A 25118-nucleotide genomic window follows, 5' to 3' on the forward strand; every position below is an offset into this window, starting at 1 on the left:
GGATAATAATAGAAAGGCTTTTTATCGTTTGTTTAGGTACTAATCGATTTTATACATAATTTGATAGGTTTGAGAAGGGACACTATCTACGGTAGAATTTGTGCTGGCAGCATTTGTTTCTGCTGAAAAATACAGAATTGATTTATTTGGATGACAAAACACCTGCGAGCTTAATTTCAAAGGAGCTGTAACCTGGAGGGGATTATCACCGTTGGTATCCATGACCCAAATTGACTGTGATTGAGAATCATAATTGGGTGAATACTGGGTGTAAATAATATTTTCACCATTTGGAGTAAATTTCACAGTTCCAAAATGACCGGTTGCAATTGTTGATGATTTAATATCACTGGTTTTCCAAGTGCCGATGCTTTGTGATTCACCACCGTTTTTTATAAAAATCACTTGATTTGTAACATCATTAATATCAAAACTATTTACATTTTCCGCGATTAAACTTGGCGACAATTCGAGGGAATCATCTTTTATTTTAGCATAGTACAGATTCGTCTTTTCTTCTTTAATAGGATCATAAGCGATAAACACAAAACCCTGGGCATCTTCAATATAATTGATGGATAGAATAGGATAATCCCGAAGCGTTTTGTAAACAGTGCGGTTTCCTTCGTTATCAGCCAAAACAAGTTCATTATTATTGTTGCTATAAACGACTTGATTCGATTCATTGGTACTGAAAAACTGATTGACATTTTCTTCAGGATTTGAGATAGTACGGGTGATGTTTTTATTGATGTCCGTCCATAAAAGTTGACTGTCCAAGTTTCCGGAATTTGGTTCAATCGTTTTTTCGATATAATAGATACCGGTATCATTGGCATCATAAAGCGCTGATAACTCATGTTTATCTGAATTGACAAATGAAGACAATTGCTGAGTATCGGTATTAAAGGTATCGATATTAAAGGTTGTTCCGCTATTGAGGATGATCAAATTATTTCCGTTATTGGTAATATCTTGAACGACACCGGACGAAATAACATTAAAAGATTGGATGCTGATTTTCTGAGGAGACCGAATTCCAGAGAAAATGCCTTCTTTAAGGACCACCGGGACATTAACTGGAATAAATAAATTTTGACAGCCGCTGGCAAACAATGCGATCATGATGATAAAAGCAAGGAAAAGGCTCTTATTCTTTAGGCTTTTCATTTTTATCACCTCCATATATTAAAACGGATAAAATGGGAAGGGTTACAATAATATTAGTTCCTTCGCCAACCTGGCTGACAATTTCAATTTTACCCTCATGTTTTTCAACAATCTGTTTAACAATATAAAGTCCAAGCCCTGAGCCGCCCTCACCGGGTCCCCGGGACCGATCTTCTTCAACTCGATAAAAGGCATTAAAAATACGTTGCTGCTCAATTTCTGCGATTCCGGGGCCATAATCACGAATGGATACGACAATGTGGTCCTCTTCCAGGGTGGAAATAACATCAATAATGTCACCGTTATTTGAATATTTAATGGCATTGTGAAGAATGTTTATAAATACCTGCTGAAGCCGGTCATAGTCACCGAGAATTTCAGGAAGGTCATCAGAAATATAATTAATTTGGATATCAGATTGAGTTGCCTTAATTTGCATCTGTTCAACGACTTCAGAAATTAAAACAACAATATTTAAGTTCGTTTTTTTAAAATCAAATTCGGCCTTGTCAAGTTTATTTACATTCAGCAAATTATCGACAAGACGAAGAAGACGATGGCCTTCACGGTTGATTGTGTTTAATGAGCGGTTTATTATTTCTGGATCAGCAACCTGTCTTCGCGTCAGCATATCGGTATACCCGATAATGGTTGTTAAAGGCGTGCGCAATTCGTGAGAAACACTACTGATAAACTTCCGCTGTTCGTCTTGAAGGTGCCGGGCAGCTGTCATATTACGGATTATGATCAAATAGTTTTCTTCAAAACCTTTTTCTCGAATAGGACTTCCGATCAGTAAAAGATTACGATTATTACAATCAATTTCTTCTGAAATATGGTTTTTCCCATTTTTCAGACTGTCAAAAATATCCCGCAAGAATGATTGATACTGAAAATCATAAATCGTTTTTGGATTGCTGACATTGAAATAAGTTTTTATATAACTGTTTGAAGTAATGATATTTCCGTTTTTGTCAATAGCCAACAAACCATCATCAATCGATGCGAGTACCCCGGCAAGTCGTTTTCTTTCTGATTCCAGCTGAAGAATGACATTGTTAATATTGGTAATCATGCCATTGAAAGCTTGTGTTAAATCACCGATTTCATCAGAATGCTTATAGTAAATAGTCAGATTAAAGTTCCCATTATTGATTGCTTTGGAAATCTTTGTTAAATCTTTAATCGGTTGAAAAAAATGTTTGGAAAAAATCGTCGTTACCAGTACCAACACAAAAAGACCAATGAGTCCGCCGATTGCAAAAAGGATACTGGTGATATGAAGAAAAGTATCCAGTTCATGCATGGGATATAGAAAACCGATGTACCCCACTATCGAGTTATCAATATTAATGGGAGCGACATAATAGGCAACGCTGGCGTTGTTCACGGACTTCAAAGTAAACACCGGGGAAGACTGGGCTTTAGACAAATTTATTTCGGTATCTAGGGTATTTGTATTGCTTAGGTCAACCGAATCAGCAATAAGGGATCCACTGGTATCAAAAAGCAAAACGCGATTATTTTCATTAACAGCGATATTTTTACATAAGTAAAGACCATTTGCGGAAAAACGATTCATTAGCGAATCAGAATCCGAGGAGTCTTTGAGCGCTTGATCAATATATAAAGTAGTGTCTTGAGTCATTTCCAACAGGTTATTTTTTGCTTGATTTATATAATAATAAGAGGTTCCTTGAAAGACACAAAATACAACAATTAGAAATGCAAAAGCAAAAAGAAAAATGTTGTAGATGATCATTCTTTTTCGGTAGCTCAGATGCATTAGAGCTTCCTCATTTTATATCCAATTCCAAATACCGTTTGGATGTATTTGTTTCCTTGGCTATCAATTTTTCGTCGAATTCTCTGAACATGCATGTCAACGGTTCTGGTATCGCCATAGTAATCATAGCCCCAGATTTTCTCAAGAAGCGTATCCCGAGGGAAGACCTGCTCAAGATTTGAAGCAAGCAGGAAAAGCAGCTCAAATTCTTTTGGCGTTAAATGGATTTCTTTTCCTTCCAGCAAAACCATACGTTCATCAGCATAAATGCTCAGGTCGCCGTTCGTTAATAGAGAATCTTGTTTTTTAGGTTCAATTACAATGGCTGAGCGTCTCAAATGAGCTTTAATTCTGGCTAAAAGTTCCCGATTGTCAAATGGTTTGGTAAGATAGTCGTCGGCTCCGAGTTCCAACCCCAAAACCTTATCGATGATGTCGGTTTTGGCAGTTAAAAGAATAATGGGAACACCTAACTGCGGACAAAGTTCCCGGCAAACATCATAACCATTTTTTTTAGGAAGCATAATATCCAAGACAATCAGATCAGGGTGAATAGCTAATGCTTTTTCGACCGCTTCTACACCATCATACGCCGTTTCAACCTGATATCCTTCGAACTCAAGTTCTAATTTTATTAAATCAACAATAGATGCTTCATCATCTACGACGAGTATTTTTTCATTCATTTTAGTGCCTACTTTCTAGTTTTTAGTTTAATGCTAAATCGTTTAAAACCAAAGATTTAATTGTTCTTTATTTTGAATAGCCCCTAAAACCCGATCATCGAGATCAGGTATCGTTTTACGAAGATCCTTAATCATGTTTTTGATATCCGCCCGTTTGGTGAATCCATTGGCGGGACAGGTGCTTTCGATCACGGGAAGATTTTTTATTTTAAAGTAACTAATGATATCCCGTTCTTTAACAAAAATTAAAGGACGGATAAGGGTGATCGCTTTTCGATCCAAATAGGTCACCGGGGAAAAAGTATTGATTCTACCCTCATAAAAGAGACTGAGAAAAAAGGTTTCAATGGCATCATCAGCGTGGTGTCCAAGCGCAATGGTTCGGCAGTTTTGTTCAAGCGCTAAGTCGTGGAGAGCGCCGCGCTTCATTCGCGCACAAAGGGAACAGGGGTTTTTCTCGTGTCTTTCCTTAAATACAATGGGACCGATAGCTGTTTTTTTTATGGTGTAGGGTACATCCAGACTTGCACACAAAGCAACTAAGGGAGAAAGATCCATTCCGCCAAAACCCATATCTAAAGTGATTCCTTCAAGTTCAAAAGGAACCGGAGAAAAGGTCTGGAAGCGTTTCATCGCAACTAGGAGAGCTGTGCTGTCCTTACCGCCGGACAAACCGATGGCGATGCGATCGCCAGGTTTGATCATTTCGTATTTTTCGACCCCGCGACGAAGCGGTCCAAGAATTTTTTTCATAAAGATTCTCCTGTTCATTCAGATGTCCGATACCATTCTTTTTGGAAGGGTTGCTTTTCAACACTTGTCAAAAAATTCTTTCGAAGGTACAATAAATAGCAAAAGACATCCTGAGGTTATTTTAACATTTAATGAGAGAGATTAAAAGGGGATTATCTTTTATAAAGCAGTCATTTTATCAAATTATTGATTTAATTAAAAATTCAGGAGGAAAAAATTGGCGTTAATACAAAGCTTTTATATTAATAACCGAAAAAAAGTTGGCGAACAGCAGGAAAAAAACAGCATCGCTATAGTGTTTTCGGGCAGAGCAGTTGAGATGTCGTTGGACGAAGACTATCCTTTTTTTGCCAGCAACAACTTTTATTATCTAACCGGTATTAGGGAACCCAATGTGGTTTTGATTATAAAAAAAGATATGGATGGCCTTGTAACCGAGAAATTATTTATCGAAGAAGCCGATCCATTTAAGGAAAAATGGGTTGGAAAAAAAATTGATAAAGAACAGGCGCAAGGATTATCGGGTATTGAAGTAATTGACTACAGCAAAAATTTGGCAAAAGAAATAGGCGAGGTTGATGAAGTTGATTCGGCTAAGTTGTTATATTTTGATTTTAAAATACCTGAACATCAGAGTTTTAAAACCAAAGATGAAAATGTCCAGAAGTTCTTAAAACAATGCAAGTTAAGGGATTTGCACCCCATTCTTGCAAAGATGCGGATGATAAAAACACCTGCAGAGATTGTGGCAATAAAAAAAGCCAACGCCATGACAAAAGAAGGCTTCAAAGAAATGCGGACGTTGATTAAGCCTGGTATTTATGAATACGAACTCGCTGCCTTTTTTGAATATTTTCTAAAAAAAGCAGGCGCTGATGGACTTGCCTTTGAAAGTATTGTTGCATCAGGAAAAAATGCCACGACTCTCCATTATGTGTCAAATCACGCCAAACTAAAAGCGGGAGACCTGATTCTTTTTGATCTGGGAGCAAGAGTTAATGGTTATTGCGGAGACATTAGCCGAACCCTTGCTGTGAATGGAGAGATGACATTTATCCAAGAAAAAATTGTTCGCATGGTAGAATCTGTGCAGAAAGAAATGTTTTTGGCCTATAAGCCCGGAGCGGTCATGAAAAAGCTCCAAGGATTAGCAAAAGATTTGTTCCTGGAAAAATGCTGTGATGCCGGCTTTATTCCTAAAAATCAGGATATCACTGAATTTTACTATCATGGAATTGGCCATTCTTTAGGTTTGGATACGCATGATTTGTGTCCCGCCGGTGATTTGGTCTTAAAACCAGGCATGGTTTTGACCGTGGAACCCGGTTTATACATGGACAAGCTTGGCATCGGTGTTCGGATTGAAGATGATGTAGTGATCACGGCGAATGGTTGTGAAGTATTATAAAAAAAACGTTGACATCGGAAAAGTTGAAGTGTATCATTTAAAAAAGTAATTGAATATTTACCTATCCAGAGAGGTGGAGGGACAGGCCCTATGAAACCCGGCAACCAGCGCAAGCATGGTGCCAATACCTGCGAATTTCTGCAAGTTCGCAATGATGGGATTTAATGTAAATCATTAACCTCGTCAAAAGACGAGGCTTTTTTGATATCGGGTAAATAGACGTTACATTATTATTCAAAAGGAGAAACAGATGAAAAAATTATTTACCTCGGAATCCGTTACCGAAGGGCATCCAGACAAAATGTGCGACCAGATTTCAGATGCGGTACTCGATGCTATTTTTGAACAGGATCCAATGGCGCGGGTTGCCTGCGAAACGATGGTCACGACCGGTTTAGTGGTGGTTGCCGGTGAAATTACAACATCATGCTATGTCGATATTCCTAAAATCGTGCGTAATACGGTTCGAGAAATTGGGTATGACCGTGCGAAATATGGTTTCGACTGTGATACCTGTGCCGTTATTACCAGCATTGATGAACAATCCGGTGATATTGCAATGGGCGTTGACGAAGGCTTAGAGTCAAAAAAAGGGGAAGGTGACGAACTGGACCTGGCTACCGGAGCGGGAGATCAGGGCATGATGTTTGGCTTTGCCTGCAATGAAACACCAGAATTGATGCCAATGCCGATTTCATTGGCGCATAAGCTGGCCAAACGGTTATCAGATATACGAAAAGAGAAGCTGGTGAATTATTTACGACCCGACGGAAAAACTCAGGTAACCGTTGAGTATAATGATGGGGTTCCAACCCGAATCGATACGATTGTTATTTCGACTCAGCACAGTGTTGATGTTGCCTTTGAGACGATCCAGGAGGATATGATTGAAAAGGTCATAAAACCGGTGATTCCGGCTGAATTATTGGACGATGATACCAAATACTTTATCAATCCCACGGGACGATTTGTGATCGGCGGGCCACAGGGAGATTGCGGTTTAACCGGCCGAAAGATCATTGTCGATACTTACGGCGGTTATGGTAGACATGGCGGCGGTGCTTTTTCCGGAAAAGATCCGACAAAAGTGGATCGTTCGGGAGCTTATGCCGCCCGACATGTTGCCAAAAATATTGTTGCCGCAGGTTTGGCGGATAAATGTGAAGTTGAACTGGCTTATGCCATTGGGGTTGCAAAACCAGTTTCCATTCATGTTGATACATTTGGAACGGGGAAAATATCAGAAGACAAAATCATTGAATTGATTAACAAATATTTTGATCTCAGACCGGCGGCCATAATTAAGAATCTTGGCTTGCGGGCCCCGATTTATAGACAAACAGCGGCATATGGCCACTTTGGACGCACCGATATTGATTTGCCATGGGAACGACTTGACATGGTTGAAAAGCTGAAAAGTAATTTGTAAAAAGTTGTAATAAACTCGTCCTGGAGATAAGCGTAAATCGTTGTCTGCTACATGTTCGGACCGGCGGCCGGTTTGCCATGATGCAGACAACTGATGTTATGATTATCTCCAGGACTTTTAACTTTATTAAAAGTTTTGATGCAACTCAAAAAGTCTTTAAGCATCATTCGAAGTGAAAAAACAAAGGATTCATCCATGTTTCAGATAAAATATTTTTAAATATTTCTTTTGTTTTCGGTTTTAATATCGCCCTTGATGTGTTATAATACAATTGTTACAAAAATAATATGACAAATTAAAATTTAGATAGCTTCATAATGATTAAAAAGTTGTGAAAAAAAGGGGTAAAATGAAAAAACAAAAAATCATATCAGGGATAATTACTGGTTCGTTGGTTTTGGCATTTTTAGCAGTACCCGTTAATGCTACTTCTCTTACTGAGCAGTTGGCACAAAGCAGTGCACGGCAAGCAGCTGCTAAATATCAGGTTGACATGACTCAAAACACCATTGACGGTATTCAAACAGAGCTTAGTAAAGTAAATACTGAAGTCAGTCAGATCAGTGGTCAAATTGATTCAATCAATACCGACATTTCAGCTTTAGCAGCGAATATTGCAAAAACCCAGGAAGAATTAGCAATAGCACAGGCGAAAAAGACTGAACAGGAAGCAGCCATGAGTGATCGGGTACGAACCATGTATATGTATGGCAATGGCAGTGTCCTTGAATTTTTGTTCTCTTCCACTAATTTCTCGGATTTTGTAACGAAAGTGGACATGTCTCGTTACATAATTCAAGCCGATAAGGATTCACTGAATGCTCTTGAAGAAACAGAAAAAGTTATTAATGAAAAAGAACAGAGTATTCAAGCCGATCAAGTAAAGACCGTTGAGAAAAAGACCGAGCAGGAAGCTGCGTTAAGTCAACAAGAAGATGTGAAAGCACAGAAAGATCAATTGTTGGCACAAAATCAAACGGTCTTAACACAATATCAGGCAATTGAAGATTCCGAAGCAGCAACTTCATCTGACATTGAAGGTCAACTTCAGGCTTATTATGCAGCCCAGGCAGCACAAGCTACCCAGGTTGCACAGGATAATGCGGCAAGCAGTGGCGCTACTGATAACTCCGGCAGTAGCTCTGACAATACCGGCAGTAGCTCCGGCGATGCGACTGAATCTGGCGGCGGAAATACTGGCAGTAGTGATAATGGCGGCGGATCAACAGCAGCTCCAATTTATTCAAATGGGTATCAGTGGCCTTGTGGCGGAGAAATTACCAGTCCCTTTGGATATCGTGATGATCCCCTTAACCCGGGCACAACCCGATATCATTCAGGTGTTGACATCGGAGCTTCGACAGGAACAGCTGTTGCATGTGCCGGTAACGGAACAGTAATATCGGCAGGATGGAATGGTGGTTATGGCAACTGTGTTATTGTTGATATTGGAAATGGATTATCTGCGGTTTATGGCCATTTGAGTGCGATTAATGTTTCGTCAGGCGATACCGTCAGCATCGGACAAACAGTTGGTGCAGTGGGAAGTACCGGAGATTCCACCGGACCACACCTTCATTTTGAAATACGACTTTACGGAACAGCCGTTGATCCATACAGTTATATTTAAGCAAATAATAGATATAGAAAAAGAGAAAAGATTGGTCCGAAAAGATACCAACTTTTCTCTTTTTTTTATGTTCTCATTTTCTTCTGCGGAGATTTGATTAGAATAAGTTACATTTGTTACAAAAAATTTATTTTTTTAATGAAATTAATGAAAAAGTATGCTAAAATAAATACATTAATTAGCAAGAGGATGATTTTGCAGCTAATGATGAAAGCTGGAAAATTAGAAGTCTTTCACATTCCATCAAAATAGAATTAAAATAACGAGAGTTTACCAAAAGAGCATTAAGATACAATGTAACTTGATGTGTTAAAATGTCGTGCAAAAATGAATACGGATGGTATGCATCCTGGGAGTGAAAAATAGAATATGATAGAATTTAAAAATGTAACCAAGAGTTATGAAAAAAACAAGAGTGATGCACTCAAAAATGTGAGTTTGTTTATTGATAAGGGCGAATTTGTGTTTCTTGTCGGTCGGAGTGGAGCAGGAAAGTCAACATTTATTAAGCTTCTTTTAAGAGAGATAGAGCCAACGCAAGGTTCGATTTTTATCAACAACTACAATATTGCCAACCTTTCAAAAAGAGAGATACCATTTTTGCGACGCAAAATGGGAGTTGTTTTCCAGGATTTCCGTCTTTTAGAAAACAAAAGCGTATTTGAGAATGTCGCTTATGCGATGGAGATTATTGGAAAGTCGGAAAAACAGATCCGTAAGCGGGTACCGTTAGCTCTGGACATGGTTGGCTTATCACATCGTATTAACCATTATCCTCATGAACTTTCAGGAGGCGAGCAGCAACGAGTAGTTATTGCCAGAGCGATTATTAATAATCCGACTATCCTCATTTGTGATGAACCGACCGGAAACCTGGATCCTGAAACTTCATATGAAATTATCAGTATATTGGAAGAAATAAACCGACGTGGGACGACAATTGTAGTGGTTACGCATGATCGCGAGATCGTTGATGTTATGAAAAAACGCGTATTGACCCTGGAAGATGGTGCGCTCACAGTTGATGATGCAATAGGTAGGTACGGATATGAAGTTTAGTTCAATAAAAACAATGCCCAAAAATGTTGTTCGTGATACGTTAAAAAGTATTGAACGAAATAATCTGATGAGTGCGGCTTCAATATTGTCCGTTATTGCCGCTTTGATTATTTTAGGTATATTTTTGATATTAACCATTAATGTTTCGGAATTAACAAAAGACGTAGAATCCAGGCTTGAACTTAAAGTTTTTCTTCAATCTGATTTTACAGATGCCCAAAAGCTTACTGTTCAGCAGGCGCTGGAAGATAGCGACATGATTGAGAGCGTCACATTTGAGAGTTCACAGGAAGCGTTAGATAAATTTTCAGCAAGTTTGGACCAGTATTCATCGCTTTTAAGCGGCTATAATTCTCAAAACAACCCAATGCCGGCATCCTTTATCATAAGGGTTAAAGACCCAAATGATCTTGAAGCGGTTCAAACCTTGGCAATGACTTTTAAAGATAAAGGTGTTGAATATGTGAAATATGGAGAAGAGTATGTTCAGGTACTGGTGAACTTTAGCAATTTTACCAATACACTGAGTCTGGTCGTTCTGGTGGTTCTGTCCATCATCTCGATCTTTATCATCTATAACACGATTAAATTAACCGTATTTGCCAGGCGTAGAGAGATTGGGATTATGAAGTATGTGGGGGCAACCAATAATTATATTCGATCCCCTTTCATTTTAGAAGGAACGTTGTTAGGTCTTATTGGAGCGATTGTTGCATTTTTGGTTATTCGAATCGCATACTATTATGTGTTGGGCCTTTTAAGCGGAAGTTCTTTTCTGCCCGTCGGTACAACGCTGGCATCACCTGATCTGGTAATGGGAAAACTCATATACTTTTTCCTGATCTACGGAGGATTAATTGGAGCTATTGGTAGTATCTTTGCAATTCGCAAATTTTTGGACGTATAAAAAATGATTAAATTGAAAAGAAGTGGTTTGAAATCAGGAGGATTAGTGGGATGATTAAAAAAAGAATTGTAACAGGCATATTGGGGACCATCATTATGCTGGGCATTGTGATTTCGCCAGTTAATGCAGCGTCGCTTTCAGACCAATTGGCTGCCAGCAATGATCGAGCAGCAGCGGCACAGTATCAGATTGATATGACACAAACGACAATCGATGGCATAGAAGCTGAGATTACTAAAGCAAATGATGAAATGAGCCGTATCAGCGGCGTGATTGATGGCATTAACACCGAAATTTCGACATTAGAAGCAAATATTGCGCAGACCCAGGTGGAGTTGGATGCTGCCGAAGCAAAACGTGCCGAACAAGAAACGGCAATGGATGAGCGTGTCCGTACGATGTATATGTACGGAAACGGGAGTGTCATGGAATTCTTGTTTTCTTCTACCAGTTTTTCCGATTTTGTTTCAAAGGTAGATATGTCCCGATATATTGTTGAAGCGGACAAAGAAGCATTAACTGCTTTGGAAGAAACGAAGCAGCTTATAGCAGAGAAAAAAGCGAGTATTGAGTCAGATCGACTGGCAACGGTTAGCAAAAAAGCCGAACAGGAAACACAATTAGCACAACAACAGCAGGTTAAAGCACAAAAGGATCAGCTGGTTGCTCAAAACAAAGCGATCATAGCCCAAGCTCAAGCGGCTCTTGATGCTGAAACAGCTGACGCAGCAAATCTGAAATCACAGATTGCGGCAGAAGTTGCGGCAGCGAATGCTGCAAATGCTGCTAATGGTTCAACGACTGGCGGCAGTGCTTCTTTCGTGCCTTCTGGTAATTACACATGGCCTTGCGGCGGCGAGATCACAAGCCCCTTCGGACCGCGTACAGACCCATATACCGGATACCACGAGGGAGTAGATATTGGTGCTTCTACCGGAACACCAATTTTAGCCATGGGTAATGCATCGGTTATTTCGGCTGGTTGGAACGGCGGTTATGGAAATTGTGTTGTTATCGACTTAGGTAACGGCATGCAGTGCTATTACGGTCACATGAGTCAAATAAACGTATCTGCCGGACAAACGGTCAATCGGGGCGATGTCCTTGGATTGGTTGGCTCAACGGGAAATTCTACCGGACCGCATTGTCATTTCGGAATCCTTGTTGGTGGAGATTTTGTCGATCCTATGGGTTACTTTTAAGAGTTTAAAAGTACAATAGAAAATAAAGAACAGGAGAAAAGAATCGTGATTCTTTTCTCCTGTTATATTTTGTGCAAAAACAATGAGTTGAACAAGTGCATCACTCACTTGAGATTGTTTGAGAAACACAGAAAAATTTAGGCCATGTATTGGTGGCTATATTAATTGATAAGCAATGGCTTGTTAGGAGGAATATGGATAAGAAATTAAAGAAAAAACTAATCATTATCATTGCGGTATTGTTGGTTCTCACAAATGTTTTCACCTTTACGATGGCGACAACAGGAAACTATTTGCTGGGTAATAAGTTGATCGTAAATGTCGATAGCAAAGAAACTGCCAATGGGATAAAAAAGCTAATTGAACTAAAAAACAAAATTTCCGCGGATTATTATAAAGATACTGATGATAATACGATGATGGATGGTGCCATTAAAGGAATGTATGATAGCCTTGGGGATCCCTACAGCACTTATTTTACAAAAGACGAATACAGTGATTTCATGGAGATGGCAACAGGAGAATATGAGGGAATCGGTGTTGTTGTGACTCAAGATGACGAAGGCCATACCTCGGTGATTGCCTCTCAAAAGGGAACACCGGCTGAGGCAGCAGGAATTAAAACCGGCGATCGGATTGTTAAAGTAGATGGAGAGGATGTCAGCACCATCGGTTCCGAAGCCGTGGTGTCCAAGGTTAAGGGACCAGCCGATTCGAGCGTTTCGCTGACCATCCTTAGAGGTGAAGAAACAATCGATTTGGCACTGGTCAGAAAAGCCATTCAAGTTGAAACGGTTGGTTCCCGGGTGATCGGAAATAAGGGCTATATTCAGATCAGTGAATTTGGCAATAATACCGCCACCGATTTTGATACCCAGCTTAACGCATTATTAGCGCAAAATATTACCGGACTGGTGATTGATTTGCGTAATAATCCCGGTGGTGGCGTACAACAGGCGGTGAATATTGCCGATCGATTATTGGGACAGACAGTGGTTGTTTATACCGTTGATAAAGCGGGAAAGAAGACCGAATATAATTCGGATGCGACGCAGCAGTTAGCTTTGCCGATGGTGGTATTGATTAATGAAGGTTCAGCCAGTTCTTCAGAGATATTGGCAGGGGCACTTCAAGATACCGGTGCGGCAACCCTTGTTGGAACAAAATCTTTTGGAAAAGGCATCGTTCAGGAAGTAATCAGTCTGGCTGATGGCAGTGGTATAAAAATCACGAATTCAGAATATTTTACGCCCAATGGCAATAGCATCAATAAAATTGGTTTGCAACCTAACGACGTCATTGATGCCAGTGATGATATGAAAAACAATGTTTTTACCGATGAACAAGACGTTCAATTACAAAAAGCATTGGCAGATCTTGGTGGCACAAACTGATTTAATAAAAATAATCAAAAATTGGTCGATTATTTAAGCACACCCGCGTGGTGTGCTTTTTATATTTTTTTTAATTTAGAAAGGTTACTAATTGCCATAAATAATATCCTATGGTAAGATAATAGAACGAATGTTCAGATCGTTGATTGGAGGGCGCTGATGAAAAAAATGAAAAACCCATTTAAGGTTGTTTCGGAATATGAACCAAAAGGTGATCAGAAAAAAGCCATTGAAGAAATTACAAAAGGGATAAAAGAGGGATTGAAGTTCCAAACGCTGTTAGGTGTAACCGGATCAGGTAAAACCTATACCATGGCGAAAGTCATTGAAGCGGTCCAAAAACCAACCCTTGTGATTGCCCATAATAAAACCCTCGCTGCGCAGCTAACCAACGAATTTCGGAGCTTTTTCCCAGATAATGCGGTTGAATATTTTGTAAGTTATTATGATTATTACCAACCGGAAGCTTATGTGCCGCATTCCGATCTTTTTATCGAAAAAGACTCATCCATTAATGATGAAATTGATAAATTAAGGCACTCGGCCACCGCCTCGCTGTTTGAAAGAGGGGATGTCATTGTCGTGGCCAGCGTATCCTGTATCTATGGATTAGGCAGCCCGATTGATTATGAGAATCTGGTGCTTTCTTTACGTCCGGGAATGGAAAAAGATCGGGATGCCATCATCCGAAAATTAGTCGATATTCAATACACCAGAAATGATATTGCCTTCGAACGAAACAATTTTCGGGTCAGAGGAGATATTCTGGAAATATTTCCGGCAGCATCCTCAGAAAAAGCGGTGCGGCTGGAATTCTTTGGAGATGAAATAGAACGGATCACGGAAATTAATACCCTGACCGGCGAAATATACGGAGAACTCAATCACGTATCCATTTTTCCGGCATCTCACTATACCACAACTCCGGAAAATATTGAAAGAGCGATCGCCGAGATACAAAACGAATTGCGATTGCGGTACGATGAATACACGAAGAACAATCAGCTGGTTGAAGCTCAGCGCATTCTGCAAAGAACGAATTACGACATTGAAATGCTCCGTGAAATGGGATATTGCAATGGCATAGAAAATTATACCCGTTACATTAATGGGCTGCCGCCAGGATCACCCCCCTACACACTCATTGACTATTTTCCCAAAGACTTTTTAATGATTGCCGATGAATCGCACGTGTCCATTCCTCAAATTGGCGGAATGTATGCCGGGGACCAGGCACGAAAAAAGAATCTGGTAGATTATGGCTTTCGATTACCTTCAGCCTATGACAACCGGCCCCTGAATTTTCAGGAGTTTGAAGGAAAAATCAATCAGATTGTTTTTACCACAGCGACTCCCAGCAAATACGAAAAAGCGAACAGCCAGAAAATCGTCGAGCAAATTATTCGGCCAACCGGCCTTATTGATCCCGAAATAACGGTGCGCCCGGTTAACGGTCAGATTGATGATCTGCTGGGAGAAATCAATGCTACGACAGAAAAAGGCAATCGCGTATTGGTTACCACTTTGACAAAAAAAATGTCCGAAGATTTGACTGACTATCTTAAAGAAAATGGGATCAAAGTTAATTATCTGCATTCAGATGTCGACACCATCGATCGGATGAAAATTCTTCGTGACTTGCGTCTCGGTACTTTCGATGTGCTTGTCGGTATCAATCTTTTGCGGGAAGGCCTTGATCTGCCGGAAGTTGGCTTGGTAGCTATTTTAGATGCGGACAAAGAAGGTTTTCTGCGATCAGAAACCGCGTTGATTCAAACGGTTGGACGGGCCGCCAGAAATCTCGAGGGGCATGTCATCATGTATGCAGATAAAATGACACCGTCAATGGAGCGCGCCATCGGCGAGACGAATCGGCGCCGGACCATCCAGACAGCCTACAATGAGGAGCATCACATCGTTCCCAGCTCGATAAAAAAGGGCATCCGGGATATTATTGAAGCTACTAAGGTTGCCGAGAATCAGGAAACCTATGAAGTTGAAGGTCAGACCTTTGAGATTGAGAATAAGATTAAAGAATTGGAATTAGAAATGTTAAGCGCTGCCGAAGCCTTAGAATTTGAACGAGCGGCTAAACTGCGAGACGAAATTCATTGGTTGAAGCATCTTAATAATTAGCAGCCATCGATTTAAGGAGAAACATGAAATTTATAGATATCAAGGGTGCAAAAGAGCACAATTTAAAAAATATCAGTTTAAAAATACCCCGGGATCAGCTGGTGGTTTTAACCGGAGTGAGCGGATCGGGGAAATCCTCTCTGGCATTTGACACAATCTATGCAGAAGGACAACGTCGCTATATGGAATCCCTTTCTTCCTATGCCCGAATGTTTTTAGGCCAGTCCCAAAAACCAAATGTGGAAAGTATTGACGGGTTGTCTCCCGCGATTTCCATTGATCAGAAAACAACCAATCGAAATCCGCGATCAACGGTTGGAACCGTGACGGAGATTTATGATTATCTGCGCTTGCTTTATGCCAGAATCGGGATTCCCCATTGCCCAAAGTGCGGGAAGGTGGTGGAATCACAGTCAGTCGATCAGATTGTCGATGCCATTCTGACCCTTCCGCCAAAAACTAAGTTTCAGATTTTAGCCCCCATTGTCCGGAAAGAGAAGGGCCAGCACAAAAAAATCATTGACCATATTAAAAAAGAGGGTTTTGTGCGAATTATTGTTGATGGGGAACCCCTGGAAGTGACCGACGAAATCAATCTGGAAAAAAACAAAAAGCATACCATCGACGTGGTGGTGGATCGCTTGATTGCGAAAGACAACCTGGGAAAACGTTTGTCAGATTCAGTTGAAATGGCCTTAAAGCTTTCCGGCGGTCTGGTAATCTGCGATGTGATTGGGAAAGAACAGAAGCTTTTCAGTGAAAAACTGGCATGCGCAGATTGTGGAATCGCCATGGACACTCTGGAACCCCGGACCTTTTCATTCAACAACCCCTTCGGCATGTGCCCGGATTGCCACGGACTGGGTTTTCATCAGCAGGTAGACCCTGACTTATTGATACCGGATAAGAGTTTATCAATTCCGGGTGGCGCAATTAAATTTTTTGGCTTAAAAAGCGATTCGAAATATTATTTTAATATGATAAAATCACTGGCGGAAAAGCATCAATTTTCAATGGATGAACCCATTGAAAATGCCAGTCCGGAGTTTTTAAAGGCGCTGTTGTACGGCAGTGACGAGGTGGTGGAGATTGCCTATGAAGGAAAGTTCTCCGGAACCTATTCATCAACCTTTGAAGGTCTGATCAAAAATATGGAACGGCGCTATATCGAAACGACTTCAGAGCGGATGAGAAGCCTGATTGAGCGGTATATGTCTGAAACGCCCTGTCCGACCTGTCACGGCAAGCGGTTAAATCCGACCAGTCTGGCCGTGACCATTCATGGGAAAAACATCATCGAAATAACCGATATGTCGGTGGTGCATTTACTGGCATTTTTCAAAAACCAGGAAATGACGGCAAGGGAAATCATGATTGGTGAATCAATTTTCAAAGAAATCGATGCCCGACTAAATTTTCTTAAAGATGTGGGGTTGGAATATTTAACTCTTTCAAGAAATGCCGGTACTTTGTCCGGCGGCGAATCACAGCGGATTCGCCTTGCCACGCAGATTGGCTCCGGCCTGGTTGGCGTCCTTTATGTTTTGGATGAACCAAGTATCGGACTGCATCAGCGAGATAACCGCAAACTGCTGGAAACGCTGCGTCGCCTCACCAATTTGGGGAATACCCTGATTGTGGTAGAACACGATGAAGAAACCATGCAGGAAGCCGATTATATTGTCGATATCGGCCCGGGTCCTGGGGTGCACGGTGGCGAGGTCGTCGCCCAGGGAACCCTGGAAGAAATAATGGCGGTTCCGGAATCCATTACCGGTCAATATTTTAGCGGAAAAAGGGCAATCCCCATCCCGGCAATAAGGCGGGCAGGAAATGGCGAGCAGATTAAGATCATCGGCGCCCGGGAAAACAACCTCAAAAACATCGATGTCGCGTTTCCGTTAGGAAAATTTATCTGTGTTACCGGGGTTTCCGGCTCGGGGAAAAGTACGTTGATAAATGAAATTCTCTATAAAGAAATTTCTAAAAAACTCTATCGGAGTTTGAAAAAACCGGGTAAATGCACCGGTATTGAGGGGGTCGAAACCATCGACAAGGTTATTGATATCGATCAGTCTCCGATTGGCAGAACCCCCCGATCCAATCCGGCGACCTATACCGGCGTTTTTGATCTGATTCGGGATCTTTTTACCAAGACACCGGAAGCGAAAGCACGTGGTTATCAAAAAGGTCGATTCAGTTTTAATGTAAAGGGTGGACGGTGCGAAAAATGCAGCGGTGATGGCATTATGAAAATCGAGATGCATTTTCTGCCGGATGTTTATGTTCCCTGTGAAGTCTGTGAAGGAAAAAGGTACAATCGGGAAACACTGGAAGTTAAGTATAAAGGAAAGAACATTGCGGATGTATTGGATATGACGGTTGAGGAAGCACTGGAATTTTTCGCTAATATTCCCAAGATAAAAGACAAACTGCAAACTCTTTATGATGTCGGTTTAAGCTATGTTCGTTTAGGTCAGCCTTCGCCGCAATTATCCGGCGGGGAAGCCCAGCGGATTAAATTGGCAACGGAATTGAGTAAGAGAAATACCGGAAAAACATTATACATCCTGGATGAGCCGACAACCGGACTTCATATTGCCGATGTTCATCAACTGATTATTGTTCTCCAACGCCTGGTAGACAGCGGTAGCACCGTGGTTGTCATTGAACATCAATTAGACGTTGTAAAAGTAGCGGACTATATCATTGATTTGGGTCCCGAAGGCGGAGACGGCGGCGGTACGGTTGTTGTAACAGGAACGCCGGAAGAAGTTGCAAATGCACCTGAATCCTACACCGGACAATATCTGAAAAAAATATTAGCAAAGCGTTAAGGCGTATTAAAAGACGGTTTTTATCTAGATTGATTGAGGCTGTCAATATAAAAGTCTCGGAGACAATCATCAGTCATTGTCTTCGGGATTTGTTTTTGCGCTTTGTCTGGGCATAGAAAAAAAGTTAGACTTGCCTTAAAAAAACTTAAATAGATATAAAATCTAATTGACAATGGTTTTCAATTAAAGTATAATAAGACTAACAAATGAGGGATGGCAAAATAACCATATTACCATCATATATGGTGACGGTCGATCTTGATGTTGAGGCTTGAAAAAGACAATATGGAGGTGTTTATTATGTTTACATTAAAAGATTTAAAACCAGGACAAAAAGCTTGTGTCGGCTCTATTGCGGTTGAGGGTTTAATGCGACGTAAACTAATGGATATGGGTGTTACACCCGGCGTTGAAATTGAAGTTAATAAAACAGCTCCATTTGGGGATCCCATTGAAGTACGATTGAGAGGCTATGCTTTAAGTCTAAGAAAAAAAGACGCCGCAAACATTCTAATGGTTCAGTAGCAACGAAGCCACCTTTTTCAAGGTGGCTTCGTTGTCTAAAAACAAAATACTATGCATAAAAATGAAACGAGGAAAAACATGAAATTTAAGGTTGCTTTGGCGGGAAATCCAAATTCAGGGAAGACCACACTGTTTAATTGTCTCACCGGCAGTAATCTATACGTTGGCAACTGGCCGGGCGTGACAGTTGAAAAAAAAGAAGGAGATCTGAAAAATACTTCGGAAAAGATAACATTGGTGGATCTTCCCGGAATTTATTCATTGGCCCCCTATTCCATGGATGAAATTGTATCACGAAATTTTCTGCTGGAAGAGCGTCCGGATCTCATTATTAACATCATTGATGCTTCAAATATTGAGCGGAATCTTTATTTAACAACCCAGCTTATGGAGCTGGATTGCCCGATGGTCGGAGCGCTTAATATGATGGATGTAGTACAGAAAAAAGGCGTGGAAATTGATGTCGATGCGTTGGAAAAATTGTTCGGGTTTCCCTTTGTAGAAATATCGGCCCAACAGGAAACGGGGATTGACGACCTGATTAAAATGGTCGGGAGGATCGTTAAAAACGATAAAAAACAGGAATTTCCAAAAATATTTCCGGAACAAATCAATGAAATATTTAAGGAATTTGAAAATTTGCTTCAGAACAAGTTTCCCAATGTGTTGCCAGACTATCCCAGAATTTTTCGGGCAGTAAAACTGATCGAAAAAGATGATGAAGTCTTGTCGAAGATTGATGATTGCTCGATATTATTGGAAGACATTGAGAAAACAAGAAAAAAGATTGAAGTGTTTTCCGGTAATGATGTCGATAGCGCCATTGCCGATTACCGCTACCGCTTCATTACCGCGACAATTAATATGGCAACAAGAAAAACAAAAGAAAATACCCAGCAATTTCAGGAGCAGCTGGATAAGGTATTAATGAATCGCTATGCGGCTTTACCCATCTTTTTTCTGTTTATGTTTATCATTTACTATGTTTCCATTACGTTGGTTGGGCAAGTAACCATCGGTGGAATTACGTGGTTCATTAAGGACGTGCTGATTGTTAATATTGCTGCAGGACTGGGAAGTATCGGCGCCGCCGACTGGATCATTGCCCTGATAAATGATGGGATTATTACCGGGGTTGGTGCTGTTTTGACCTTTGTACCTCAGTTGATGGCGCTTTTCTTTTTTATCTCTATTTTGGAAGACAGCGGATATATGGCAAGAGTAGCTTTTATAATGGATCGGATTTTCCGACATTTTGGCTTATCAGGAAAATCTTTTATCCCCATGGTAGTTGGATTAGGCTGTTCGGTGCCGGGGATTATGGCAACACGTACGCTGGAGAATGAACGGGAACGGAAATTAACAGCAGTATTGACCCCGTTCATTTCATGTGGCGCAAAAATGCCGATCTATATTCTGATGGCTTCAGTGTTTTTCACAACAAATCAAACCTTGCTGGTGTTTTCCTTATACCTGATCAGTTTGATTGTGGTGTTCTCATCCGGCTTTATCCTTTCAAAAACCTGGTTTAAAGGGGCCGATTCAGGTTATCTTCTGGAGATTCCACCGTTTCGTTTGCCGAAAATAAAAAATACCCTGACGCAGGTATGGGAGCGAATCAAGGAATTCCTGGTCCGGGCAGGTACCATTATTTTTGCGGCCTCAGTCGTATTATGGTTTTTACAGAACTTTACCCTAGGCTTTCAAATGGTACAATCTGCAGATGAAAGCATTTTAGCCACTTTTGGTAAAGTGATTGCCCCGATTTTCGTGCCATTGGGTTTTGGAAACTGGATGGCATCTGTTGCCTTGCTGACGGGAATAGCCGCCAAAGAAATGATTATCAGTACATTAAGTGTCTTAACCGCTGGTCAGGCAGGCGGCCTGACACTGGCAATCAGCCAGATTTTCACACCGGTATCGGCTTATAGTTTTGTGATCTTTATTTTACTGGCATCACCGTGTATGGCGGCTCTGGCCACCATGAGAAAAGAGCTGGGAAACTGGCGAGACTTTTTTTTCGCAGTAGTATACCAACTTGGCTTAGCCTATATGATTTCTTTAATCATCTATCAGGTGGGGAGCAGAATATTTATTTAAAGGGTTTAGAGAGAAGGATTGAAAATGGTTACATGGATATTGGCAGCTTTAATTTTGGGCGCGGCCGGTTATATTATTTTTAAAAAGGTTAAGAAAATGAAATCAGGAGATTTTTCCTGCGAAGGATGTAAAGGGGGAAGCTGCCCCGGTTGCAAGACGGGAACAGATTCTTCAGAAAAAGATAAGTGTTAATTGTCCCGGAAGAAATATCCGGGCAATAAAAATCCCCCGTCGTTAAACGACGGGGGGATTTTTAAATAATGAAACTATGCAATAAAAACATTTGTAGCTTGTAAGCCACGATCAGTTTTTTCTGTGTCAAAAGTTACACGTTGTCCTTCAACAAGATTTTTACGTCCGTCAGCAATAATTGCAGAGAAATGTACAAATACATCTTCGCCACCATCTACAGAAATAAAACCAAAACCTTTTTCCTCGTTAAACCATTTTACTGTACCATTATTCATTTTAGGTACCTCCTACATTTTAATATAAATCGTGATGCAAAAAAGAAAAACACATATTTTTGAAAATCATCTAAACGTAAAAAATGACTTTCAAAAATATGTGAAATCAATAAATACACTTTAATTCTTTTTCAGTATATAGCAGATAAGAAATTTTGTCAAATGGATTCGCAAATACTTTATTTCAGTTAAGACAAGTTCGAGCAGGGTAAGATTCGCTGCAAACGTCGGTCCTTGTTTCGGTCATGCTCAATCTTTAGCGCAATGATAGAAACAAGGACCATGTTTTAAGCAACACAAGTCAGGCAAAAAAAGCAGAACTCAAGATTTATGTGATACAATACTTGTTGAAGTCAATTGATTCATAATTTCGTTTCAAAAGCTCTTTTGCTTCCTTGATAATTTCTTTTTCTGAAATTGGAAGTCTTATCTCACGTATTTCGATAATTTTAAAAGGGTTATCTTTAACCGTTTTCGTTAAAGTAAAACCACCATAAATTTTCGGAACAATTTTCACTTCGAAATTGCCGAAAGAAACTAAGGTGTTGTGGCCATCAAGGGTTATTTTTTCAAACATGGTAACACTTCCTTTCTTTAAAAATCAATTGAAGTATAAATAGTATTACTATTATACCAAAGTTAATAGGGAAATAAACAGGAAAATATAAAAAAAAGATTATTTTAAGATAAAACAGCTAAGGTGAAAAAACAATGTATGATAAAGACAAATTAAAAGAACTGCCCCAGAGTCCAGGAATCTATATGATGAAAAATAATCAGGGGGAGATTATCTATGTCGGTAAAGCCATAAACCTTCGTAATCGGGTGCGTCAGTATTTCCATTCTCAACATAACCTGACATCAAAAACAGCGGTGCTGGTTTCACATATAGAAACAATCGAAACGATTGTAACAGATTCTGAAATGGAAGCACTGATACTGGAATGTAATTTAATCAAAACCCATATGCCCCGATACAACATATTGCTGAAGGATGATAAAAGCTATCCCTGGATCAGAGTAACGATCAATGAAGAGTATCCCAGAATTATGATGACCCGGGAATACAAAAAAGATGGCAGTAAGTATTTTGGCCCTTTTACCAGTGCGTTTGCTGTAAAAAACACCATTGAGGCGATATTAAAAATATATCCTTTGAAAACCTGTAATCGTCAGGTAATGTTTGGAAAAAAAATTGGCCGACCCTGTTTGAATTTTCATATCGGTCAGTGTCAGGCCCCGTGCCGGGGAAATGTATCCATGGAAAAATACGGTCAGGATATTCAATCGATTTTAGATATCTTAAATGGTCGACACCCCAATTTGATTAAAATACTCAAAGATAAAATGGATTCAGCGGCAATGCAGCAAAATTATGAAGAGGCGGCAATGCTTCGAGATCAAATATCCGGTATTGAACATATTGTTGAAAAACAGAAAATTATATCGAATACCAAACAGGATCAGGACTTTATTGCGATGGCGATGGCAGACGATATGGGGTGCGTTCAAGTATTCCATGTTCGGGAGGGAAAACTCATGGGCCGTGATCATTTTTTCCTGGAAGGAATTGCCGAAGTGAAACTTTCTGAAATCATGGAAAGTTTTGTCAAACAATATTATTCAAGCTGTGGATTTATTCCCCGAGAAATCATCTTAAGAGAAGCGATGGAGGATGAAAAAACCATTGAACAATGGTTAAGTCTAACTGCGGGAAAAAAGATTGAGCTCCATATCCCCCAAAGAGGAAAAAAAATTAAGATGCTGGAAATGGTGGCAGAAAACGCTGATCTTGCCTTGAAACAGCATTTACTGGAAAAACGACAAAAGGAAGAGCGGTCAAAAAGTCGTTTGGAGGGATTGGCGGATCTTTTAGAATTGGAAAAAATACCAAAACGCATTGAGGCTTATGATATTTCCAATATCAGTGGAACGAATAATGTCGGAGGGATGGTCGTTTTTGAAGACGGTAAGTTAAATCGAAAAGCATGCCGCCGCTTTAAGATAAAGTCGGTTGAAGGCCAAAATGATTATGCAAGTATGCAGGAAATGGTGTTTCGCAGGATGGAACGAGCCATGAAAGTCCAGGAAACAAACACCTTTTTGCCCCTTCCGGAAATCATGATGATCGACGGCGGTTTGGGGCATGTCACCGCGGTGGAAAGCATTGTATCTTTGTATCCCGTGAGTATTGCCGTTTGCGGCCTGGTGAAAGATGATCACCATCGACTCCGGGGGATTTTTTATCAAGGCAAGGAAGTTGCTTTAAAAAAGGCAACGCCGCTGGGCGTATTTCTTTTTGAAGTCTCAGAAGAAGTTCATCGTTACACATTGGGATATCATCAAGTGCTTAGAAATAAAGAGATGCTGGCGTCGCGGTTGGAAGAAATACCAGGGGTTGGAAAAAAACGACGAGCGACACTCATGGCCCACTTTGAAAATATTAATAACATAAAAAATGCGAATGCAGAAGAGATAATGGCAATCCCGGGGATGTCGGAAAAAACAGCCCAGGCAATATCTGAATATTTTCACAGGGATTAATGAAAACACTTTGATATGATTAAACTTTGAGGTAGAATAATTTGGGTAAATTAATAAGCGATAGATTAATGAAAAGAGACAAGAAAAAAATGAATGGAAAAGTAAATTTAGATGATTTTTGCAAAGAAATGAATTTGGAAAAAATTTATTGTCAGTCGAGTGAATTAGACTTGAGTGACAGCGGCATTAATCGGCCGGGACTCCAACTTCATGGCTATTATAATTATTTCGATTCAGATCGAATTCAAGTAATTGGTAAAGTTGAAGTGGCTTATCTGCTCGATCTTGATATTGAGGTAAGAAAGCAGCGAATTGATGATTTCTTTGCTTATGAATTTCCGTGCTTTATTGTTTGTTGGGATTTGGAAGAGACAGACTTTTTTTTGGAAGCGGCAAAAAAATATGGGCGTATTCTGCTAAAAAGCAAAGAACACACCACGTCGCTTTTTTATCATTTGGTCAGCTATCTGGATGAGTTATCGGCGCCAACGGTCAGTTTACACGGTGTCCTGGTAGAGGTATTCGGTGTCGGTGTTTTGATCACCGGACCCAGCGGGATTGGAAAAAGTGAAACGGCCCTGGAAATTGTGAAACGCGGCCACTGTCTGATTGCCGATGACGTTGTCGAAGTCAAACGGATCCGGGACAATCATCTAATGGGAACAGCCCCAAAATTGCTGCAGCATTTTATGGAAATCAGAGGCATCGGGATTATCGATGTCAAAACACTTTACGGTGCCAGAGCCGTTAAGCGTGTGGTGGAAATTGATATGGTCATTCAGTTGGAAAACTGGGATGATCGCTCACCCTATGATCGTTTGGGACTGGATGAAGAAAAAGTTGATATTCTGGGGATCGAAATACCCAAGGTCATGATCCCGGTATCAGGAGGCCGAAATTTAGCCTGTATTATTGAAACGGCAGCCATCAATAATCGCACAAAACAGTACGGTTATCATTCCGCTCAAGTATTCTGTGATCGGGTTGCCCATCAAAACGAACTTGAAGTCGAAAAAAGAGAATTGAAGAAAAAAGAAAATGAAGAGAAACAAAATACAGAAAAGCAAAACAGGGAAGGAAATTAA

The 25118-nt window shown here is 40.3% G+C and carries 20 protein-coding genes and 1 riboswitch; of the genes, 14 read left to right on the forward strand and 6 right to left on the reverse strand.

What is annotated here, in order from left to right:
- Positions 1–39: 39 nt before the first annotated feature.
- The 4 genes from FZC41_RS14655 to FZC41_RS14670 are packed head-to-tail and all read right to left on the reverse strand — an operon-like array spanning position 40 to position 4395.
- Positions 40–1170 (reverse strand): hypothetical protein, encoded by a 1131-nt coding sequence (locus tag FZC41_RS14655; protein WP_148568192.1) that lies wholly within the window; start codon positions 1168–1170, stop codon positions 40–42.
- Entirely contained in the window at positions 1151–2956 is a 1806-nt protein-coding gene (locus FZC41_RS14660; RefSeq protein ID WP_148568193.1) for a HAMP domain-containing sensor histidine kinase, read from the reverse strand. The genes FZC41_RS14655 and FZC41_RS14660 overlap by 20 nt, the downstream gene beginning before the upstream one ends.
- Positions 2956–3642, reverse strand: a complete 687-nt coding sequence (locus FZC41_RS14665) for a response regulator transcription factor (RefSeq protein WP_148568194.1) — start codon at positions 3640–3642, stop codon at positions 2956–2958. The genes FZC41_RS14660 and FZC41_RS14665 overlap by 1 nt, the downstream gene beginning before the upstream one ends.
- A 42-nt stretch (positions 3643–3684) precedes the next feature.
- Positions 3685–4395 (reverse strand): tRNA lysidine(34) synthetase, encoded by a 711-nt coding sequence (locus FZC41_RS14670; RefSeq protein WP_148568195.1) that lies wholly within the window; start codon positions 4393–4395, stop codon positions 3685–3687.
- A 217-nt stretch (positions 4396–4612) separates the two neighbouring features.
- Between FZC41_RS14670 and FZC41_RS14675 the strand changes: the two genes are divergently transcribed.
- From FZC41_RS14675 to FZC41_RS14730, 12 genes are all read left to right on the forward strand, one after another.
- A complete protein-coding gene (locus tag FZC41_RS14675) occupies positions 4613–5803 on the forward strand; it encodes a M24 family metallopeptidase (RefSeq protein ID WP_148568196.1) in 1191 nt (396 codons plus the stop codon).
- A gap of 58 nt (positions 5804–5861) precedes the next feature.
- A riboswitch (SAM riboswitch) is annotated at positions 5862–5964 on the forward strand.
- A gap of 89 nt (positions 5965–6053) precedes the next feature.
- Positions 6054–7232 (forward strand): methionine adenosyltransferase, encoded by a 1179-nt coding sequence (gene metK / locus FZC41_RS14680; RefSeq protein WP_148568197.1) that lies wholly within the window; start codon positions 6054–6056, stop codon positions 7230–7232.
- A gap of 349 nt (positions 7233–7581) precedes the next feature.
- Positions 7582–8862 carry a murein hydrolase activator EnvC family protein gene (locus FZC41_RS14685; RefSeq protein WP_148568198.1) on the forward strand — a complete coding sequence of 427 codons (1281 nt, stop codon included), beginning with the start codon at positions 7582–7584 and terminating at the stop codon, positions 8860–8862.
- A gap of 369 nt (positions 8863–9231) precedes the next feature.
- The gene (ftsE, locus tag FZC41_RS14690) at positions 9232–9921 is read left to right on the forward strand and encodes a cell division ATP-binding protein FtsE (RefSeq protein ID WP_148568199.1); all 690 of its coding nucleotides are present in this window, start codon (positions 9232–9234) and stop codon (positions 9919–9921) included.
- On the forward strand, positions 9911–10828 hold the full coding sequence (gene ftsX, locus FZC41_RS14695) for a permease-like cell division protein FtsX (protein WP_148568200.1): 918 nt from the start codon (positions 9911–9913) through the stop codon (positions 10826–10828). The genes ftsE and ftsX overlap by 11 nt, the downstream gene beginning before the upstream one ends.
- A 50-nt stretch (positions 10829–10878) precedes the next feature.
- Positions 10879–12030: a murein hydrolase activator EnvC family protein gene (locus FZC41_RS14700; RefSeq protein WP_148568201.1), complete on the forward strand. Its 1152-nt coding sequence runs from the start codon at positions 10879–10881 to the stop codon at positions 12028–12030.
- A 194-nt stretch (positions 12031–12224) separates the two neighbouring features.
- Entirely contained in the window at positions 12225–13424 is a 1200-nt protein-coding gene (locus FZC41_RS14705; protein WP_148568202.1) for a S41 family peptidase, read from the forward strand.
- Positions 13425–13583: 159 nt separating this feature from the next.
- Positions 13584–15560: an excinuclease ABC subunit UvrB gene (gene uvrB, locus FZC41_RS14710; protein WP_279235190.1), complete on the forward strand. Its 1977-nt coding sequence runs from the start codon at positions 13584–13586 to the stop codon at positions 15558–15560.
- 23 nt (positions 15561–15583) lie between these two features.
- Positions 15584–18397, forward strand: coding sequence for an excinuclease ABC subunit UvrA (uvrA, locus tag FZC41_RS14715; protein ID WP_148568203.1), 2814 nt, complete (start codon positions 15584–15586; stop codon positions 18395–18397).
- 300 nt (positions 18398–18697) lie between these two features.
- Entirely contained in the window at positions 18698–18922 is a 225-nt protein-coding gene (locus FZC41_RS14720) for a FeoA family protein (protein ID WP_148568204.1), read from the forward strand.
- A 78-nt stretch (positions 18923–19000) separates the two neighbouring features.
- Positions 19001–21022: a ferrous iron transport protein B gene (feoB, locus tag FZC41_RS14725; RefSeq protein ID WP_148568205.1), complete on the forward strand. Its 2022-nt coding sequence runs from the start codon at positions 19001–19003 to the stop codon at positions 21020–21022.
- Between the two features lie 24 nt (positions 21023–21046).
- Positions 21047–21214 carry a FeoB-associated Cys-rich membrane protein gene (locus FZC41_RS14730; protein WP_148568206.1) on the forward strand — a complete coding sequence of 56 codons (168 nt, stop codon included), beginning with the start codon at positions 21047–21049 and terminating at the stop codon, positions 21212–21214.
- A gap of 74 nt (positions 21215–21288) precedes the next feature.
- Here the strand turns inward: FZC41_RS14730 and FZC41_RS14735 are convergent, their stop codons facing one another.
- Both FZC41_RS14735 and FZC41_RS14740 read right to left on the reverse strand, forming a co-directional pair.
- Complete coding sequence (locus FZC41_RS14735) at positions 21289–21489, reverse strand: cold-shock protein (RefSeq protein ID WP_014356887.1); 201 nt, start codon at positions 21487–21489, stop codon at positions 21289–21291.
- A gap of 328 nt (positions 21490–21817) precedes the next feature.
- The gene (locus FZC41_RS14740; protein WP_148568207.1) at positions 21818–22066 is read right to left on the reverse strand and encodes a hypothetical protein; all 249 of its coding nucleotides are present in this window, start codon (positions 22064–22066) and stop codon (positions 21818–21820) included.
- Positions 22067–22200: 134 nt separating this feature from the next.
- Between FZC41_RS14740 and uvrC the strand changes: the two genes are divergently transcribed.
- Both uvrC and hprK read left to right on the forward strand, forming a co-directional pair.
- Entirely contained in the window at positions 22201–24033 is a 1833-nt protein-coding gene (uvrC, locus tag FZC41_RS14745) for an excinuclease ABC subunit UvrC (protein ID WP_148568208.1), read from the forward strand.
- A gap of 89 nt (positions 24034–24122) precedes the next feature.
- Positions 24123–25118, forward strand: coding sequence for an HPr(Ser) kinase/phosphatase (gene hprK, locus FZC41_RS14750; RefSeq protein WP_148568209.1), 996 nt, complete (start codon positions 24123–24125; stop codon positions 25116–25118).

Source organism: Acetobacterium paludosum (assembly GCF_008086595.1).
GTDB classification, from domain to species: domain Bacteria; phylum Bacillota; class Clostridia; order Eubacteriales; family Eubacteriaceae; genus Acetobacterium; species Acetobacterium paludosum.

Coding starts and splice junctions, on each gene's coding strand:
- FZC41_RS14655 (WP_148568192.1), bottom strand. CDS start 1,170: ATGAAAAGCCTAAAGAATAAGAGCCTTTTCCTTGCTTTTATCATCATG.
- FZC41_RS14660 (WP_148568193.1), bottom strand. CDS start 2,956: ATGCATCTGAGCTACCGAAAAAGAATGATCATCTACAACATTTTTCTT.
- FZC41_RS14665 (WP_148568194.1), bottom strand. CDS start 3,642: ATGAATGAAAAAATACTCGTCGTAGATGATGAAGCATCTATTGTTGAT.
- FZC41_RS14670 (WP_148568195.1), bottom strand. CDS start 4,395: ATGAAAAAAATTCTTGGACCGCTTCGTCGCGGGGTCGAAAAATACGAA.
- metK (WP_148568197.1), top strand. CDS start 6,054: ATGAAAAAATTATTTACCTCGGAATCCGTTACCGAAGGGCATCCAGAC.
- FZC41_RS14685 (WP_148568198.1), top strand. CDS start 7,582: ATGAAAAAACAAAAAATCATATCAGGGATAATTACTGGTTCGTTGGTT.
- ftsE (WP_148568199.1), top strand. CDS start 9,232: ATGATAGAATTTAAAAATGTAACCAAGAGTTATGAAAAAAACAAGAGT.
- ftsX (WP_148568200.1), top strand. CDS start 9,911: ATGAAGTTTAGTTCAATAAAAACAATGCCCAAAAATGTTGTTCGTGAT.
- FZC41_RS14700 (WP_148568201.1), top strand. CDS start 10,879: ATGATTAAAAAAAGAATTGTAACAGGCATATTGGGGACCATCATTATG.
- FZC41_RS14705 (WP_148568202.1), top strand. CDS start 12,225: ATGGATAAGAAATTAAAGAAAAAACTAATCATTATCATTGCGGTATTG.
- uvrB (WP_279235190.1), top strand. CDS start 13,584: ATGAAAAAAATGAAAAACCCATTTAAGGTTGTTTCGGAATATGAACCA.
- uvrA (WP_148568203.1), top strand. CDS start 15,584: ATGAAATTTATAGATATCAAGGGTGCAAAAGAGCACAATTTAAAAAAT.
- FZC41_RS14720 (WP_148568204.1), top strand. CDS start 18,698: ATGTTTACATTAAAAGATTTAAAACCAGGACAAAAAGCTTGTGTCGGC.
- feoB (WP_148568205.1), top strand. CDS start 19,001: ATGAAATTTAAGGTTGCTTTGGCGGGAAATCCAAATTCAGGGAAGACC.
- FZC41_RS14730 (WP_148568206.1), top strand. CDS start 21,047: ATGGTTACATGGATATTGGCAGCTTTAATTTTGGGCGCGGCCGGTTAT.
- FZC41_RS14735 (WP_014356887.1), bottom strand. CDS start 21,489: ATGAATAATGGTACAGTAAAATGGTTTAACGAGGAAAAAGGTTTTGGT.
- FZC41_RS14740 (WP_148568207.1), bottom strand. CDS start 22,066: ATGTTTGAAAAAATAACCCTTGATGGCCACAACACCTTAGTTTCTTTC.
- uvrC (WP_148568208.1), top strand. CDS start 22,201: ATGTATGATAAAGACAAATTAAAAGAACTGCCCCAGAGTCCAGGAATC.
- hprK (WP_148568209.1), top strand. CDS start 24,123: ATGAATGGAAAAGTAAATTTAGATGATTTTTGCAAAGAAATGAATTTG.